This is a genomic window from Neisseriaceae bacterium CLB008 (assembly GCA_041228285.1).
GTDB lineage: Bacteria > Pseudomonadota > Gammaproteobacteria > Burkholderiales > Neisseriaceae > JAGNPU01.
Genome location: CP166133.1, coordinates 1,009,146 through 1,026,761, shown reverse-complemented (window position 1 = coordinate 1,026,761; position 17,616 = coordinate 1,009,146). Strand labels below are relative to the sequence as shown.

20 protein-coding genes are annotated in these 17,616 nt (G+C 44.4%); 5 read left to right on the top strand and 15 right to left on the bottom strand.

Annotated elements, in window-relative coordinates; all coding sequences use genetic code 11:
• Positions 1-146: 146 nt before the first annotated feature.
• The 8 genes from AB8Q18_04650 to AB8Q18_04615 all read right to left on the bottom strand — a co-directional run bounded on the left by AB8Q18_04650 (position 147) and on the right by AB8Q18_04615 (position 5,106).
• Positions 147-473, bottom strand: a complete 327-nt coding sequence (locus AB8Q18_04650; GenBank protein XDZ52345.1) for an excisionase family DNA-binding protein — start codon at positions 471-473, stop codon at positions 147-149.
• 254 nt (positions 474-727) lie between these two features.
• Positions 728-1,141 carry a hypothetical protein gene (locus tag AB8Q18_04645; GenBank protein ID XDZ52344.1) on the bottom strand — a complete coding sequence of 138 codons (414 nt, stop codon included), beginning with the start codon at positions 1,139-1,141 and terminating at the stop codon, positions 728-730.
• Entirely contained in the window at positions 1,134-1,877 is a 744-nt protein-coding gene (locus AB8Q18_04640) for a conjugal transfer protein TraL (GenBank protein XDZ52343.1), read from the bottom strand. The genes AB8Q18_04645 and AB8Q18_04640 overlap by 8 nt, the downstream gene beginning before the upstream one ends.
• 222 nt (positions 1,878-2,099) lie before the next feature.
• Positions 2,100-2,285 (bottom strand): hypothetical protein, encoded by a 186-nt coding sequence (locus AB8Q18_04635; GenBank protein ID XDZ52342.1) that lies wholly within the window; start codon positions 2,283-2,285, stop codon positions 2,100-2,102.
• 64 nt (positions 2,286-2,349) lie between these two features.
• On the bottom strand, positions 2,350-2,919 hold the full coding sequence (locus AB8Q18_04630; protein XDZ52341.1) for a TrbM/KikA/MpfK family conjugal transfer protein: 570 nt from the start codon (positions 2,917-2,919) through the stop codon (positions 2,350-2,352).
• Between the two features lie 71 nt (positions 2,920-2,990).
• Complete coding sequence (locus tag AB8Q18_04625) at positions 2,991-3,215, bottom strand: hypothetical protein (GenBank protein ID XDZ52340.1); 225 nt, start codon at positions 3,213-3,215, stop codon at positions 2,991-2,993.
• A 65-nt stretch (positions 3,216-3,280) separates the two neighbouring features.
• Entirely contained in the window at positions 3,281-3,724 is a 444-nt protein-coding gene (locus AB8Q18_04620; protein XDZ52339.1) for a hypothetical protein, read from the bottom strand.
• 692 nt (positions 3,725-4,416) lie between these two features.
• Positions 4,417-5,106, bottom strand: coding sequence for a S24 family peptidase (locus tag AB8Q18_04615; protein ID XDZ52338.1), 690 nt, complete (start codon positions 5,104-5,106; stop codon positions 4,417-4,419).
• Between the two features lie 129 nt (positions 5,107-5,235).
• On the opposite strand from AB8Q18_04615, the gene AB8Q18_04610 reads away from it, so the two are divergent.
• The 3 genes from AB8Q18_04610 to AB8Q18_04600 all read left to right on the top strand — a co-directional run bounded on the left by AB8Q18_04610 (position 5,236) and on the right by AB8Q18_04600 (position 7,100).
• Positions 5,236-5,442 carry a hypothetical protein gene (locus AB8Q18_04610; GenBank protein XDZ52337.1) on the top strand — a complete coding sequence of 69 codons (207 nt, stop codon included), beginning with the start codon at positions 5,236-5,238 and terminating at the stop codon, positions 5,440-5,442.
• Between the two features lie 106 nt (positions 5,443-5,548).
• Positions 5,549-6,193: a hypothetical protein gene (locus tag AB8Q18_04605; GenBank protein ID XDZ52336.1), complete on the top strand. Its 645-nt coding sequence runs from the start codon at positions 5,549-5,551 to the stop codon at positions 6,191-6,193.
• A 445-nt stretch (positions 6,194-6,638) separates the two neighbouring features.
• A complete protein-coding gene (locus tag AB8Q18_04600) occupies positions 6,639-7,100 on the top strand; it encodes a hypothetical protein (GenBank protein ID XDZ52335.1) in 462 nt (153 codons plus the stop codon).
• 214 nt (positions 7,101-7,314) lie between these two features.
• Here the strand turns inward: AB8Q18_04600 and AB8Q18_04595 are convergent, their stop codons facing one another.
• On the bottom strand, positions 7,315-8,205 hold the full coding sequence (locus AB8Q18_04595) for a GlxA family transcriptional regulator (protein ID XDZ52334.1): 891 nt from the start codon (positions 8,203-8,205) through the stop codon (positions 7,315-7,317).
• 183 nt (positions 8,206-8,388) lie between these two features.
• Here AB8Q18_04595 and AB8Q18_04590 point away from each other — a divergent pair, with 183 nt between their 5' ends.
• Complete coding sequence (locus AB8Q18_04590; protein ID XDZ52333.1) at positions 8,389-9,276, top strand: MBL fold metallo-hydrolase; 888 nt, start codon at positions 8,389-8,391, stop codon at positions 9,274-9,276.
• Between the two features lie 59 nt (positions 9,277-9,335).
• Positions 9,336-9,824, top strand: a complete 489-nt coding sequence (locus tag AB8Q18_04585) for an isochorismatase family protein (protein XDZ52332.1) — start codon at positions 9,336-9,338, stop codon at positions 9,822-9,824.
• A 434-nt stretch (positions 9,825-10,258) separates the two neighbouring features.
• Here AB8Q18_04585 and AB8Q18_04580 read toward each other — a convergent pair whose 3' ends face one another.
• From AB8Q18_04580 to AB8Q18_04555, 6 genes are all read right to left on the bottom strand, one after another.
• Positions 10,259-10,609, bottom strand: a complete 351-nt coding sequence (locus tag AB8Q18_04580) for a hypothetical protein (protein ID XDZ52331.1) — start codon at positions 10,607-10,609, stop codon at positions 10,259-10,261.
• A gap of 281 nt (positions 10,610-10,890) precedes the next feature.
• Entirely contained in the window at positions 10,891-11,277 is a 387-nt protein-coding gene (locus AB8Q18_04575; GenBank protein ID XDZ52330.1) for a hypothetical protein, read from the bottom strand.
• A gap of 41 nt (positions 11,278-11,318) precedes the next feature.
• Positions 11,319-11,468 carry a hypothetical protein gene (locus AB8Q18_04570; protein XDZ52329.1) on the bottom strand — a complete coding sequence of 50 codons (150 nt, stop codon included), beginning with the start codon at positions 11,466-11,468 and terminating at the stop codon, positions 11,319-11,321.
• Positions 11,469-11,880: 412 nt separating this feature from the next.
• Positions 11,881-12,567 (bottom strand): hypothetical protein, encoded by a 687-nt coding sequence (locus AB8Q18_04565; GenBank protein ID XDZ52328.1) that lies wholly within the window; start codon positions 12,565-12,567, stop codon positions 11,881-11,883.
• Between the two features lie 56 nt (positions 12,568-12,623).
• Positions 12,624-14,252 (bottom strand): hypothetical protein, encoded by a 1,629-nt coding sequence (locus AB8Q18_04560; protein ID XDZ52327.1) that lies wholly within the window; start codon positions 14,250-14,252, stop codon positions 12,624-12,626.
• 20 nt (positions 14,253-14,272) lie between these two features.
• Positions 14,273-17,590 carry a CS1-pili formation C-terminal domain-containing protein gene (locus tag AB8Q18_04555; protein XDZ52326.1) on the bottom strand — a complete coding sequence of 1,106 codons (3,318 nt, stop codon included), beginning with the start codon at positions 17,588-17,590 and terminating at the stop codon, positions 14,273-14,275.
• Positions 17,591-17,616: the final 26 nt, after the last annotated feature.

Genomic DNA, 17,616 nt, shown 5'->3' with positions numbered 1-17,616 from the left:
TCGAAAGCTCTCAAGCTTCCTGACCTTGGTTAAATCATCTCGGATACTCTTCTTGTGATCCATTTCCTTTAACCAACGTAGTGCTGCCGTATCCCACAAAACATTAGGCTTTTCATCCAAATGGTCTTTGCGCCATAACTCATGCTTTAACTTGTCATGTAGCTCCTGGGCTTTTTGCTTGTCTTCGGTACCAGTAGATCGTCTAATTCTTTTACCGCTTGCCGCTCTAATGTCCAAATACCATATTCCATTGCGCTTAATGATTGGCATTGTTGCTCACTCCTTTTCTGAAGTGATGCTTGCACCAATTGATTATGCAAATATTCAAGCAATCCTTCAAGATCTTCTTCCTTAATACAATAACTACGACCAGGCTTGCTTGCCTTTAGCCGGCCTTCTCTTATGTGAATACGAATGGTTTCAGCGTGACACTTACAGACCAAAGCGGCCTCTTGAACTGTATAGGTTTTCATGTAACACCTCCTTCAGGCTTCAAAGACTGGATACTGAGCAGTCTCCATGTACTGTCTTAAAAGATTAACTGCCTTATAGCGCTTAATCTTAGGGCTCAATAAAAGGTAGCTTTCAGCAGTACAACAAAAAATCAGACGGTAATCGCCTGATTCATTTATTGCAGCTAACTGATAACAAGGATAGGCCTCGTCACCCAAACTCGAGCGGCTAACCTTTTTAATGGTTACCGATGTCTTTTGGTCAATGAGCATAGTCATGTCCAGAATTGGTTTGCAATCACAATAATGACTAAAACAGCCATTACAAGCAGTAGTAGCCAAGGATAAAGCCTTACTTGCTTCATCTTGAGGCTCTGATCTAGCTTAGTTCTCACCCCAACGTATACCTGATCTGTCAGTTCCTCTATCGAATGCTTATTCTCTTGAACCAACTCGGTTAAGACTTGAGTCCGATACGCCTTCAACTCAGCTACAGCCTTTAGAATGTCGGTCTTTTCAGCCTGAAGCATACTTAAAAAAAGGTCATTCTTCTCAGCCCCCTCAGCCAAGGCTTTATTAAAAAAGCGGCTCTGCGCCAGCAGAACCGCTACTATCGGATCATCAGGACTAAGCCTGACACCGGTATCTTTAAAAACATCAGTAATGATGACCTGCACCTCTTCACTCATTGGCATCACCCTTGGCGAATATCGCTTGCTTATCAAGCTGTTCAAAGATATCACGCTTAAAGGTCTTTAAGCGCTGACGGGGCATCAAGGTAAACTCTGATGAAGTCATGACCTCTTCGAATGTTAAATTCAATGACGTCATTGTCTGGATGTCCTTGCCAAAGGTATCAGGGTTACGGCTAGCTATTCGAACCACCCCACTGAAGCGGCTGGCGTTATCTTTGTACAGCTTGATGGATTGAAAACGCTGACCATCCAATACGATACCGTTATAGTCATTTAACCAAACAAAGATTTCAGCCTGGATACCGGATAATGTCTGTACCAAGCCGGTGAGACAATCATTAAATGCCCGGCCGCCTTGCATGGGCACATGTACCACCATGCGAACACCTGCCTCACTTAGAAGCTCAGGCACCCCGTTTTCAGCCAGGTAAGACATCAACGGTACAAAGGTTGCCGCACCATTATCAATCACGCCGATGCCATCCAACTCAACAAGTTTTTCAATCAGACCGTCAAAGTTACGTGAGTCAATATTGTTATTGGCTGTAAGAATCTTAACCACTTCAACGTCTAAGGCCTTGTATCGGCTAAATGTTGGGTTAACTGGGTCAGTATCAAAGCAGTGAACTTGTGCCTCACCTTGCTGCTTTAAATACTGGGCAATGAGGCTTGCAATAAATGACTTACCTACGCCGCCTTTGCCTTGAGCGATAAAATGTACTTCTTTCATAGAACACCTTTCTATTATGTGAAAATAAAAAAGCCAACTTTTAATCAAGCTGGCTTTTTTATTTCTCTTTGCCTCTACTTCGGCTCCAGGCCATCAAGCCAAGGATCACCCAGCAAGCCAATGCCGCATGCCAATAGTATTTATCATAAAAATTAATTGCCATACTAAATAGTTCGGAAATACTCATTACATTGCCCTCACTTTTTTAGGTTATTATTTTTTTCACTTTTTGATAAGGCGCTCCCAAGGCAACAAAATAATAATAGCTACAGGGACAAATCCAACGATGACTTGCCAAGGTACTAGTTTCTGATAGCGTTCAAGATAATTTTTAATAAAATGGTAATCCATTACCACAACTAGACTGACGATAAGTATTCTACAAAGAATATCCAAAAATAATTTCATTTAACACCTCCTTATGAAAATAGGCTAACCCCTGTATCCACCTGGTTAGCCCATTCCATCTCTTTTAGTTATCCACCCAACGTCCATCATTTTTTGGGATTGATGCTGCGCCTTTACGGGGAAACTTATATCCATCAGGATATGGCCACAAATTACCTTGATACTTGGCCTTCAGCACACCGTCAGTCCATTCATGCCCACTATAGGCAGCACAATAGCTAGGCACATTGTTTCCGTAAGTCACCAGGCTGCGGCTTACATAGCCATCACCCATGTCTTTGTGACGACGCCAAACCTGATAGGTAATAGTTTTACGGTTAAGCCGGTTAAGCTCTGCTGCATCACAGCGCCCTGCGCCATTAGCAATAGCATTAACAAGCTCAGGCATGCCTGGATCACTTGATGCCGGACATAGCCCTAGAAAGCCTTTACGCCAATCGAGGACTTTATAAAACTTCACATTGGTGTAACTGAAATACTTCTTGATGCTTGGGCTACACTCGCTGGGCCGGCTACCTGTTGAGAGGCATAGAATCGCCTCACAAGCGAGTTTTACGTCACCGGTTAGCTCTTCTGCTTGAGCCACCGGCGCAAGCCCCACCGCCATCAAGAGTGCAAGGATCGTGTGCTTCATTTGACTTACCTCTTAGGTTGATTAATAATTGATGCCAAGCCGCTGTAACGGCTTATGCAATGAACCCACATTCAAGCATTAAAAAGGCCGCTTCTTTGAGCGGCTTTTTTACGTCCTGAAAATAAACGTTTAAAAATGGGTGGCTTCGGTTTTTCTACCACCGGGGTTAACAGATAACCCTGATCGGTCAGCATTACATTTACGCTGACGCTTTTATTTTTGCGGATCAGCTCATCAATCCACTGATTTGTGCTTGCCGGCGTTTTAAAAGACTGTGGCTGAGTTTGATTAATCATTTTCGTACTCCTTCAATAGACATAAAAAAAGCCGCTTAGAGAAGCGGCTACATATAAGTTAAATTTTAGAACATTCGACGTTGGTTAATCTGGTCAATGGCTTTACGTCCGCCCCAGATGTCTTTAATCACGATCACATCCCCATATTTACTTTTAAGATAGATAGTATGTGAGTTGCACAGCCAATTAAGCATGCCAGTTTTATAGAGCGCCTGGTCAAAGTTAGACCAAAGTACACCTCTGTTGCCTCTATTCCAAGGGAACAGCCCACTATAAAACCAAACGCCTTCATGATCTGTATACAATTGAGCATGGCGAGCATTACTACAAATACCAATAACAATAAGAAACGAAATAGCTAAAATAATTGGTTGTATGTATTCATACTGGGCGATACCAGGAGCAACCTTTACTAGGACGAACAATACAGCTGCGGTTAACAGCATACTTGCAAAAAAACCCACTAAAGCCAATTTCACATAAGCGACCCATGACAGTCGAGCATTCATATTAACGCTCCCTTTAAGATATTAAAAAAACATTATAACTTAAATATCATATTATGTTTTTCGGTTGAAAAATGAATAAAAAATAATAGGGTTTAGACCACTATTTTTTAAACACTTCAATTCAACAGTCTTAATGTCAACAAACCTGATTGCAGCCTATTTAGGGCTGGTTGTGGGCGTCGGAGTCGAACCGACTAGGCAATATCAAGAGGGCGGTTAAAACCCTCTCTACACACGGGGTGTCCTCTTGGCGCTGCCTTCCTTTTAGCCCACAATCGTACTGCCGTTACTTTTACCGCCACGCCGGCTTGTCGTTAAGACAAATCCATTTCGCAGTTCAGCGGCCTTGATTCCCCGTAACAGGTTTTTGCCTGAAACTAAGGGCCATTCTCTATGTGGTAACGCGACTATCAAGGCGTCGCGCCGCATGTTGCTTACCATGCTGTTTCCCCTTGTTACCGACACGCACCATCACTGATGCGCCTCTTGGTAAATCCCAAGATCGGAGTTATTCGGGCTGAATTGTTAAAGAACACCCGTATGTTAGCCATAGGTAACAATAAAAGCAAGTAAAATGTTTCTTGTGGCTTACTTTTGTTTCATGCAGGTGTTCTTTGTTTAAACTGTAGTTAATATTTGTTAATTTAAGGTGCAATAAAAATACCAGGCATTTGCCTGGCATTGTAATCCGATTAAAACCTTTGAAATATCTGAGATTGCCCCAATAAAACTTTGCCTACTACTATAAAATTCGCCTTATCCTTAAGCCCTATTTCCCAGCTCCGATACTGCCTATTATCAGAAATAACCAATAGATTAGTACCTACCATCTGAAGCCTTTTTAAATGAAGATGATTACTGAAAACAAACAAGTAGATACCGTCACCATCATATTTATTAATAGATACATCAACAAAAACTAAATCACCTGGAGATAGAGTTCCCTCCATATTATCTGCTTTTAAGTTAGTAATTCTTATAATTTTCCTACTCTTAGCTGCAAATATTTTCTTATACTGGGCTTCGGTGTATTCAATATGAGATATGGTAGCCTCAATATCTGATGTATTAATTATTAAATCAGACAAGGTCGACTCATCAAACGCATCAATCTGAAAGGATGTCTTATCTTGACTCTTCACATCTTCCAGCATTTTATTTTGATGCTTTGACCAAAACCCTTTTCCATCAGCTAGCCAATCTGGGTCACACTCCAAGAACTCTGCGGCCCTTAGTAAATTTTGACCTTGTAATGTTTTAGTGCTTCCACTCAGCCATTTAGATACAGATGGTCTTCTGACCTTACAATATTTAGCTAAGTCAGCTTGGGTTTTTCCTAATGCATCAAGACGATACCGAATTCTATCAGATAATGTTTTCATGCCATCTATTATCCATCCATCCCGTTTAGCTATGGGAAACTTACGGTTTGTTTTATTTGACCTAGTTGTTAGCTATGGGTAACATGTGGAATTCTACTTCTAAAAAACTTAAAAATGAGTACCTTCACAATGAAAAACTTAACATTACGTCAATGGCTTGATCTGGAACGTGGTCGAGTAACAACCCTCTCAAATGAACTCCAAAAACATCATTCTTGGATTTCCAATATTGCTAATGGTCGTAAAAAAGCCCCTTTAGCAACTGCGTTACAAATTTCTAAGCTCACAAAAAATCAAGTTTCCATTGAAGCCATTTCTAATGCATATAAGAAATAAATCATAACCGATGCAGATTTCACTATTAAGAGAGCTACTCGAGACCAGGCATGTAGTCTATCGCGAGCTTCAGCAAATATGTCAGTTTGACCCACAGTCGACCGCAATGCTTAGCGAATTCTTCTATTGGGCGGGTACGCCTACGGCTGAAAAACGTGATGGGTGGTTTTACAAAACTGCCAGTGAACTCAAACGAGACATTGGCCTTACCCGCCGTGGTTATGAAAAAGCCCGTAAATTCTTAATGAACCTAGGTATATTAGATTACAAGCGAGCCGGTGTGTTCGCTAAAATGCATTACAAAATTAATACCAATAAACTAACCCAGCTTATCTGCCAGGTTAAAGGCATTCCCATGCCAGATCCAAACATCACACAAGTCATAGATCGTGAGGGCTTTCGGTTACCTAATTGGGTAGATCTACAGCTATGGCATGAGTTTCTAAATACTCGAGCGGCTAAAGGCAAAAAGCTATCACACCACAGCAAGCGCCAGCACCTTGAAGAATTAAAAAAGATTAAAAATCTTGATCAGGATATAAAACAACGAATGGCGGCCACAATTAAAAATGGCTGGAAAGGCTTTTACCCCCTTGATGACAAGAAGGCTGCAAGCGGCCCTAATGAGAGCCTAGAAGACATTTTGAAGCAAGTGCACGCCGAGCGTGTGAAGCTGGCTTCAGAGTCTACTACAGGCTCTGTAAATGGCCCTCAGCGCGCCAGGGACATTCTGCTCAGTAAATTCAAATAGCCTGCAAAGGCACTCTTGCGCCTACTCTGTACTCATTCTGAGTAAATCATCAGTAAAACACTCATATATCGCCTATATAGGCGATTTTTTACGTCCTCTACAGCCAATCCTAAGGATTTGTTATATTTTCCTTACTTTTATCAAAGTGAATCATTAATTCAACAGTGTACAACCTTATCCCTAATTTACAATTAAATCATTAGTTTGTACATATTGAACAATTTACTCCGTACTACAGGGGGGCATTAGATTGTCCTCGCTTATGACTCGCTATACAGAGATAACAATCAGAGGTTACTTATTCATACATATAAGGTGCTATGCACTTAGTTATTTTATTTTAACAAATCGACACCACATCATTAGTAACAAGCCTGTTTGCCTCAGAAGCATTCTAGCGCTATGATAAAAACATTTTAAATAATACTAGGATAAAATTTTTGTTATGAAAAAACTAATCACAGGGCTAATATGCGTGGGGGCGCTTAGCGGATGCGCTGAATTGAACACTACTCTAGACGGTATTAACTCTACATTAGGCCAAGTCAATAGCGCTTTAGGAGGAGGTGGATCTTTAGGTAATAAAACCTATAATGTTGGCAACAGATCAACCGGACAATACGAAATACAAAATTTAAAACTAACGGTAGAAGAGTTTGTCGGTGGGTACGGTATTCGTTATACGGGTAGGGTAGTAAATAAAACAAATAAAACTATCCGTATTTTTATTACCGCTCCTATAAATGAACCCGATGGCGATCATTATGCCGTGACAAATACAGAGATTTTAGGAGTACCACCAAAAGGTTCTATGAAAATAGATAATTTAGAACCATATGCTATTAAATGGGATAAAGGGCACAAAGTAGACATCCAAAAATTAAAAATTACGACCACAACTTATTAAATTTAAAAATTTCTTTTTGTTTGCTATTGTTTAAATCACTCAGTGCTGCCAGGCTAGCCTTGGACCGCTGGTTTCAATTCTATAACCATGAGTGACCGCATCAGGCTTTAAAGATGAAAACCCCTGCTGAAGCGTATGCTTTAGCAGCTTAAGTTGTGCAGAAACAGCTGGGTCATTACATGGACGGCCGCTTCCGACTCAAAGCGAACGCTGTTCAGCCGCATCCGAAGGTTTTTCTCCACTCGCTGGGACTTACTTGGTTTCTGCGTTTGAAATGCTGGCGTAGCGAGGTAGGGGTTTGAAATCCAACCAAGTCAGAGATGGTTTCCACAGGCAAAGAGGTGCCTTCCAGTAGCTCTCGTGTACGTTGCAGGCGTTCGTTGATTAACCAGTCTTTGAAGGACATGCCGGTCGCCTTGCTAAAGTGGCGCGTGAACGTGCGCCGGCTCATGGCGGCGCGTTGTGCCAGCGTATCGACGGAGTGAGCTTGGTTCAGATGCTCCCGCAAATAGTCCAACAGCGGATTGATCCTGGCGTCTTGCGTTGACTGGGCGACAGGCTGCTCGATAAATTGAGCTTGTCCACCTTCTCGGTGAGGCGGTACGACCATCATCCGCGCTATTTTGTTCGCCGTTTTTTGGCCGTAGAACTTGCGCACAATGTAAAGACAACAGTCCAGGCTAGCCCCTGTGCCGGCAGAGGTGATCAGGCCGTTATCATCGACATACAGCGCATTCATGTCTAGCTGCACTTGCGGAAAGCGAAGCTTGAAATCTTGCTCCGCCATCCAGTGTGTGGAAGCGCGTTTGCCATCAAGCAAACCGGCATAGGCCAGTGCATACGCGCCGTAGCATAAACCCACTATATGCGCTCCTCGCTGGCGTGCTTGGCGTAAGGCGACCATTAGCTTTGTTTCAGGGCTTTCGTCCAAATCATGCCAACCGGGAATCACTACGATGTCCGCCTGCGCAAGCAACTCCAGCCCGCCATCGGGTTGCACAAGCAATGCCCGCTCGGCAGGCAGTGCTGTGCCTTCTGGTGTGACGATCTTCAGGTCGAACAGCGCGTGCTCAGGCAAAGGAGTGCTGAAAATCAAGTAAGGCACGCTAAAGTGAAACGGACTGAAGTATGGGTAGGTAACGAGAGTGACAAGGGGAAGTGGCTTTGACATGGCGTTAAAGAGCGAAGTGGCCCAAACCTTTCGAAAATTGACTTGTAGGCCTATTTTACAAAAAAATTTGCAGTACTACAATCAACGCTTCTTTAAACTTAACTCTGGTGGTGATGTATGTACTCGATAAAAGCCTTTACTCCCTTGATAGTCTCGCTGTCACTTGGAGTCTTCGCGGTTCCCGCTTGGTCGGCCCCTGAAACGGCCACTGATACCTCGGTCGAGGTACAGCTGATCCGTAACGCAACGGTTAAGCTCGACTTTTCTGGTACCACTTTTTTAATAGATCCTATGTTGTCGGCTAAAGGGGAATGGCCAGGGTTTCCAGGTACTTACCGCAGCGAACTGAGAAATCCTTTGGTAGACCTACCTTTTTCAGCGAATGATGTGCTCAACAGCGTGGAGGCGGTGATCGTGACCCACACCCATACCGACCATTGGGATGAGGCCGCTCAAAAAACAATTCCCAAGAGCCTGCCTGTGTTCACGCAGAACGAAGCCGATGCAACTATGATTCGTAGTCAAGGCTTCAAAGATGTACGCGTACTCGAAGGCTCCACCACATTTATGGGTGTAAAGCTGAGCAAGACCGGCGGCCAGCATGGCAGTGATTTGTGGTTTGCAGACCCCGCACGTTCTGAGGCGATGGGCCCGGTCATGGGCGTCGTGTTTTCAGCTCCTCAGGCCAAAACGGTCTACGTCGCTGGTGACACCGTGTGGCGTCCGGAAGTGGATCAGGCGCTGGAGCAGTACAAGCCAGACGTGGTGATCCTCAACACTGGGAGCGCGATCATGAATGGTTTTGAAAAACATCCCATCATCATGGGAAAACAGGACGCACTACAAGCCACAAAGGCCGCACCCGATGCAACAATCGTGGCCGTGCATATGGATTCCGTGAACCACATGTCGCTCAGCCGTAAGGAATTGCGTGAATTTGTGCAAGAGACAAAAATTCAGGATCGGGTGATGATTCCTGAGGATGGCGAGTCCATGAAGTTCTGATGAAATAAAGCTGCCTAAATATTTAGGCAGCTTCTCTAACCCTACAAAAAGGAAATCCAATGAAAAAAGCACTTATCGTTATCGATATCCAGAATGATTACTTTACTGGCGGAGTATTTACACTGGAAAATGCCGACGAAGCTTGCAAAGGTGCCATTGAGGCCATTGAGCAAGCGAAGCGCGATGGCTGGCTGGTTGTTGGCGTGCAGCACGTTAATTCTTCCGATGCCTCCTTTTTCAAGCCCGACACCGAAGGCGTGAAAATCCACAGCACCATTGCGGCCGCATTGGGTGATGCGCCCATCGTTGTAAAAAGTGAAGCCGACAGCTTTTTCAAAACCAATTTGGAGCAAATTGTCCGCGACGCTGGCATCACCGACCTTTATCTCACCGGCATGATGACTCAGCACTGTGTGACCCATACCGCGCTGTCTGCGCAAGTGCGAGACATGAAAGTCCACATCATCGCGAAAGGCTGTGCCGCACCCGCCAAAGCCTTGAGTGATTTGGCCCTGCACGGCCTGAGCGCTCGATGCGACGTTGTATAGAATTAAGTTCGAGCAGGCCCTATGCAATGGCCCCAGCGTAGGGCAATCTTTCAGAAAGCAGCCTTGAAAGTCGAAGTCAAATTGATGTAAATAGATATATTAAATATACGTATGATATAAAAAAATTTGTCGTCCCCACAGTCCGCTTTTGGTGATACTGCAGGTCAGTCAGGAAGATCCGTTTATGGCCGTAACCAGAAGTACCAGACAGGCTGATAACAATAGGTGTTGAGCTGTCCAGATTAAATCAGCACACTGCACGAGAAACATTGGAATGGGCGGCCACCTAAAGTGGAATACGCAACTCTTGGTTTACAACTATTTTGTCCGTTTCTCAACTTAATTGTCTGCCCACAGTTATTAAAAAGATAGCTTTCCATGTGATTTCAAATCTACATTGAAAGCTATCTTTATTTTGTGCTGCCTAAATTACTTTAAAGATAATCTGTTGGGTTAACTTCCGCCTGCCAATCAAATCGGCCGGAAGGTATAATTACAGCCCCAAGCTTTTCATTTAATGCATCTTCTTTTACCTGTTCATTTGGCAGCTTCTCTACATGCTTTATCTCGGGTGGAATTTCCATATTTTTCAAGTTATTCCGAATAAACTTATTTAAAGCCGGTTGAGATACCACGACACCTTTAACCTCAGCTAAGAATTTCAGTATTGTTTTTTCCGTATATCCATTCTTTTTTAAAACCTTTATTTCTTGTATAAATGGCTCTAATTTAGAAGTTCGGCCATCCGGCTTGTTATTCTTCATAAATTCCTCTAGATCGCCCATAAATCACCCATATTCTATAAGATTCTAACAGATAGCCATATAATACATAAACTTCCAAATATATTCTATATTATTCTTAAATATAACCTATATATTCCTAAATATAACCATATTTATTTTGCAAAGTCGTTTCTTTTTGAAAAACGTAAATTCCCTTATAAAACTATATATTTTAACTAAACGCAGGATAGGCTATTGCCGGCAAAACACCGCTAAAGCGGATTTTTGTTCTGCTTCGCAGAAACGCCAGATCCTGGCTAAATTAAAAAATACTTTAATACTCAAAGAAAAATAATTGGAAATAACAGAAAAACCAAGGTTAAGGCTGCCCAACGATGCTGGTCACCACACCAAACTCGAGCAATGTCGGTTGACCAGCGTTCATTAGGCGTGAATGCCTCAGATACGCTGCTGGGCACTCTAGTTCTAAAGCCTATTTGGCGCTGCCGATACTGCCAGTATTTTAGCTTCATGATCCGCTGTACTGTATTCTTATTTTCACCCAACAAGAAGGCAACAGTACGATAGCCGACATAAGGCAATGCCTCAATGGTCTGCTTGATTCTCGCAGCCAGCCACTGATTGATGTTAGGCTGCTTCTTGACCTTTTCGTAGTAGAAACTACGTCTGGGTAAGCCAGACCATAGACAGACTTGCGAAACCGTCACCTTAAAGCCTTCAGAGGCCATCTCGTGGATAGATGTGTGGATTAATCTTCGGCGTGGTTGAGATGGCTCCGTAACTCTTTTAAGAATCGAATCTGTAGCATTGCTTCGCCATAGGCGGCATGCATTTTATCCAGTTTCTTTTCATACAGTTCAGTAATGTCTTTAGAATTAGCCTTAAGGGCATTTTCCATGCCTTGCATGCCATCATCGACCCAACGTTCTACTTCTGCTGGCGTGAGGTCATAAGTACGTGCGGCCTCGGTTGTTGGTCTTTCCCTTGATGATGTCTTTGACGAGTTCAGCTTTATATTTGGCGGCCCAACGTTGGATTTCTGGTTCGTTGTTCATAATGACTCCTTAATAATTAAATACACAACATCATGTGCAGCTATTCTCTGGATCATTACATTTATTATAAATATAAGCATTTAATGCTGTTGCGATTTAGATTTAGATTTAGATTTAGATTTAGATTTAGATTTAGATTTAGATTTAAATTTAAATTACAATCAAAAAAAGCCAGGCTTTGCATCTTTACGGATGCAAAGCCTGGCTTTTAAAGATCAGATTAAAATTCAAAAGAAGTAAAGAGTTCTTTCAAAATCAAGAATCACTAAAACACTGAGTGCCTAAATGTTTAAAATTCCCAAAAATAACAATATATTTTTGATTTTGTCCTCGTAAAAGCTCATGCTGTATAGAGTCATTGGGTAATAAATCAAATATAACTGCTTGATCATCGTCATCTGCTTGGCAGCCACGGTTAATCAATACTCGAAAAAAAGTATTACCGGTGTTTTTTAAGGTACCGGCATGCTCATCATAAGCGTACTCAAATTTTTGCTGCCTAGGCCGGACCACGGCATAAGTATCCAATGCCACAATGGTGGACACCATAGAATCCTTAACCGCAGCCTCGTCCTTAATGGCGCTCAACGGCACCTCACGGATTACCATCCGATAATAGCGTTCTTGGTCATCACTGGGGCCGCGATAAAAAATCTTAAAATACTCAAATTGACCAGCATTCACCAACATTTGTAACGGGCTATACATCACTTCCCCGTCGGGGATGGGTCTGGCCGTCTCTGTTTTACCTGGGCGATCAATTTGATACATATTGATCAAGTACATATTGGTTGATTTACTGTCGTTATAAAACTGACGGGATAAATAAGGTTTATCCGCTTCAACCACAAATACATCATCGCTCACGTACAGTGCTTGGGCTAGGCTACTATATGAGCCTAAAACCATCAGCATTAAGCGCCCGAGCCAAGTTTTCATCATGTCATTTCCTTCACCATCAACAGCTTTTTCGCGTCAGACGCTCAGGCTTTAGGTTATTAAGGTAATACATCGTTGCCGCGCCAAATGGCTTTTACCCTCACCTCACCTTGCGCCCTAACCACACCAATCCAATCTTCACCGGAAAGACTAAACAGGGAACTGCTTTCATTCATCGGAAAGGTCAGCTTTAAATGAGTTCTAAAAAAGCTACCCTCTTGCGGTGCATTACTCCAAGGCGTTTCTTCCCAACGTGCAGGTAAGATGTCCATTGGCTCATCACCGCAGCTATTGCGCTCCTTAATGGTTCGGCCTGTGGCGTCTACATAGCTTAAGAATGCTGAAAAAGGCACTTGAATCTTATTGTCAGGCGATGAAAACAGGCAGTAGTTCACCCCCCTATTCGAACGGTGAACGGGGCCGGTCACCTGAGCCGTAATTTCATTGGCCTGACGTGGGCCGCTGGTGCTGACGATGTATTCAAATTCAATTGGTGGTTCTGTATTGCCTACTTTACCAGTACGGGTTGGGTTAAGAACCAAATCCTTATCCACAATACTGATGCCATAGTCACGAGGCCGAAGTAAAATGGTATTCGATGGCGAAAACTCATAGAACCCCGATTGAGGGTTAACACTACTGTCAAAGCTAAATGTAAAAAAGTCCTTACTGTTGGTTAAATCCACCCCTCGAGTAATAAGGTCTTTCAAAAATACATTAGAGAAGAAAACATACACCCCATCGCCGCCAGGCTTGATAATATTTCTGGCATCTGTTGTTGTGGTACTGTAGTTATACCAGGCATCACCACTTTGGCCACCACTAATTCTGATACTCGATGCCGAAGGTGTAAAACCAATAATAGGATTTACTTTCATGTACATATCAACTTGAGGAATAATCTCATTGCCAGTCAACTTATAGCTGACCAACTTACAAATAGCACCATTCACATTACTCACCATACCAACGGTGCAGAGTTGAGAACCAAGGCCAATAGTTGGATTACCATTACTGTCAATAAAAAGTTCTTGCAAGGCATTAGTTGATTCTAAATTAACGTGTGTCGTTTTAGAGATCGTAAACTGATCCTCTCGAACCGTCCCCCCTACAGAGGCACATGTTTGCCCAAGGCTAGGGTTATATTCATTACGCGTACGACAAGCATTATATTGCAGCGTCACAGGGGCATTGATGCTTAACCCCCTTAAGTACTCATAAAAATTATCTGACCAAATCGCCCGCGTATTACCACTCTCACCCACGGTGCTGGTTTGTCTGATTTTAAAAGCGCCCTTACTATTAATATGATCGGCAACCCAGACCCCTGAACTAGGACAATTAGTAGAACCATTTCGACATCGATTACCCACAAAAGGGGCATTTATAGGAGAGTTCTCTAACCATAAATCCAGATATTGCGCCGTTGTCATACCGTTTAAAGATTGCTGCATATAGCCTAAGCTATCCTGCCTCGATGGATATTTGGTAAACACGTTGGCGCCAGAAAACCGAGGATCTAGCTTTCTAGGCGCAACCCAATATTCATTATCTACCTGGTTCTCAACAAACATAAAACTATTTTCTGACACTGCAGCCACGGCGAGGCTGGTCATGAAGTTGCTCACACCCAACATGAGAGCCAATAACATTGTTCTTTTCATCACTGATCCACTTTTTACCAACATACGTTTATCTTAAAAACCGACTATTTATGGAACGGCTCGCTCACTGTAGATAAAGCAAGCTGCAAATCACTGCTACAGCTTACGTTAGCCATAGTTGCAGACCCATCATCTACTAGCAAGCGGTCACAAGTACTAGATGGGTTTACAAAAATATCACTGAATACCATGGTTAAATGTGACACACTATCAGACTGAGACTTAACCACATTATAAGGTTTAGCTGCGTGCATTTGTGTCTGTTCCCACTCATAATAATGAGTGTTATTTGCAGCAGCTTTTGTTGCTGCAACGACCTTCGCCTGTAAGGCAAGGCTTGCTTCCGCAGGCATTTTGCTTAATGATTTTAACGCTATAGGCTGTTCAACCACGGCAGCAGGCGCAAGCGCTTTGGGTACATAGCGTCTAACATCCTCATGATTTAACCGTGACAATGGCTGCGACATGAGGTTCACTTCAGGCGCCTTCCAGGCTAGGCTTTGAGGTTGCTCTGGTGCCATTGTACTAGCAGGCTCTGGCGCCACCATGCGTGGTGGCTGCGCTAGCCGCTGACGCGTCTCAACATCCAAAACAGGCAAGGCAGCGCGGCGCTGAAGCTGCATGGGCTGGAAGCTATTTTCACCTTTGCTTACGTCAAACGCGCGACTAAGCGACGGGGATTGATGCTGTGGCGACAGCTGACTCACGGCAACCGGCTGAGCCACAGGCACCACCGTCTGCTCACTAACGGCAACCGGTTTTACCAGCGGCGCAACCGGTAGCTTAGGTGCATGCGCAGGCTGAGCCGCCGCCATCACCTGAACGGGAACGTTGTCAACGGACACGGGTGCCGATGGCGCCGACGGCTTGCTTTTAGCCAGCTGCGTGGCCGTACCGCAACCTAAATCCCCCACCCATAACACGCCTTTGGCTTGACGTAGATCCAGCTCAACATCACATTTCTGGCTCTCGTCCACCAGACTAATGGTTGGGTAGCGCTTGTCGACGTCCATCGAGAAGGCACCGCTGCTGTCGGTCACAGTTTTGCCAATGTGGTTCTTAATCTGGGCATTGGCCAAGGCCTCACCCTGCTCGGTGGTCAGCCGACCAAATACCGTCACCAGCTGCTTCACCTCAGGGCGATACACTGCCACGTTGCCCGGATAGAGCGTCACGTTTTGGATTTTACCCTTCACAATATTGACGCTATCCATGCTGTTTTTATCGTTCATCAGCTCAACTTTATATTCGGCATACGGCGCCAAAGGAATAAAGTTGTTCTTGCCGGTGAGCTTATAGTTTCGACCATTCACTTGGGCCGACAGCGAGGCGCCACCGGTCATATTGGTTTGAATGATCACCCCAGATTCTTCACGTTTGCCGCTGGGCACCACTTTGCCGCCACCAAAGGCGATCGAGCCGCCGGCGGTTAAGTTGCCGCTGAGGCGTCTACTGTCTGGGCGCGACAATGACACCGTACCTGCACTGTACTTAGTGTCAAACATAGCGTAGGCGTTGGTCGAGAAATCACTGTTACGCCCAGTTTTGTCACGCAGCTGTTTCGAGGTATTGAGGCCAATCGAGCTAATCGGGCCATCATCAAACGTTTTGCTGGCGCTCAAATCGAGGCTCACATCACCGTTATCCGATGACAAACCAGCGTTAATCCAATTAGAGAGCGGAATCGAGAAGCCTAGAGAAATGTATTTTCGATTGTCTGCCGGTGTGTCGTTGCCGTATTGATAGCGCTGGACTCCAGCACGCAAGCTCATGGTGCCGCGGCGCCCTGAATACAAAGAAGTGGCGTATTCAAAGTTGTTGGAACGTGTATTCACCCGACGATCAACGGTACGGCTAAACGTCAGCGAGCCACCATTGTTCATGAGTTTATTAAAATTCAGGGTACCGCCAAACGAATAGGTGTCGCTGTCGTAAATGCCCAGGTCACCTTTAATATTGCTTTTTTCTTTACTCACCCAAACCGAACCATAGCCATTGGGCAGGGAGGCAGTAGCATTAGCGATGTAACGCCAGCGTGCCTTCTCAGAAATCAAGCTTTGCAAGCCTACCGTGCCATAATCCAGTACAGCTAGATTGGCCGAGGTTTCATTGACAAAATGTTTGTCAAACGCGTAGTTAGACGTTTGTAATGACAAGCCTGACAGCACGGGTAAACTCACCGCCGCCGACACGCCCGCCAAATAGGTTTCTTTGGTACCACCGGTTAAGCGTTCGACGTTGCTGTCGTAATCAACATAGCCGCCATACACTTCCCAGCTGACCTCATTCATGTCGGCATTGCTGCTCGAGAAGGCCTTATTGATGCGGTGGGTAGTTTTTGAGCGCACTTCTCCGTCAATTATCACATCGATGTCGACGTCGTAAATACCAAACGGCAGTCGTCCGGTATCAATTTCAAAGCTCCCCATCGGGAAGTTTTCAATGCTCAGTAAGCGACCATTACGGTAGACGTGCACTTCACCCGCTGCCGGCATAAAAATCGTGATGGGGGTTAAAGAGTATTGGTTTTTTTGTAGCTTAGTGGACGACTTATTCCCAAACGTGGCACCATACACTTTACTGGCGTTAAGTGCGGACAAGCTGGCGATGGACTGCAAATTCCAGGTATCAAACATCCCCAGTGCCAAACGATTACCGTTGACGTCGCGCTCATACATGGCGCGATAGATCTCACTACTTTGTTCGTCACCCTTGCCCACGCCATAAACCGAACCGTCTAAAGAAAAATGGTGCTCTTTATAGCCAATGGTGTTACGGATATTAAAATAGTTATTGTCGTTATTAACACCATTTTTAACACGGGTTTGATACACCCCCATGTCGTAGGTGGTGACGGCAGAAACGCTGTCTACGGAAGACTCTCCCAGCATAAACTGACGGGGAATCACTGCTGTAGACAACGCTTCTGCTGTGACGTCTAGCGTCAGCACAAAAGATTGAATATTGAGGTTTAGTGCCGCATCATCAGATAGGTGAATACGGGTGCTGTTGTCAAAAAACCGCTCTTCCAGATTCAAAATCATGGCCTGGGTTTCGGCCGACAGCGTAGCGCCTTTCGGATCCTGGCTCAGCACCACCTCTTGAATGAAGAGCTTGCCATCTTTTAACGCAATGGCGGCATCAGCCACTTTTTGACGCTCTTCGGGGTCTCCCTCCACAAAGCGCAAATACACGGGTACAGTCAAACCCTGCTGTAAGGCTTGCCCAAACATCCCAGGGATGATGTATTCACCCAAACGCACGTCACCCATCGCTTGGGCCGAAGCCACACCCGCCGATGAAAACGCGATGATGACCGAACTAGCTATCACCTTCACATTAAAAATAAACTGTTTTTCCATGACCCAAACCTAAACCTTCAAAAGTG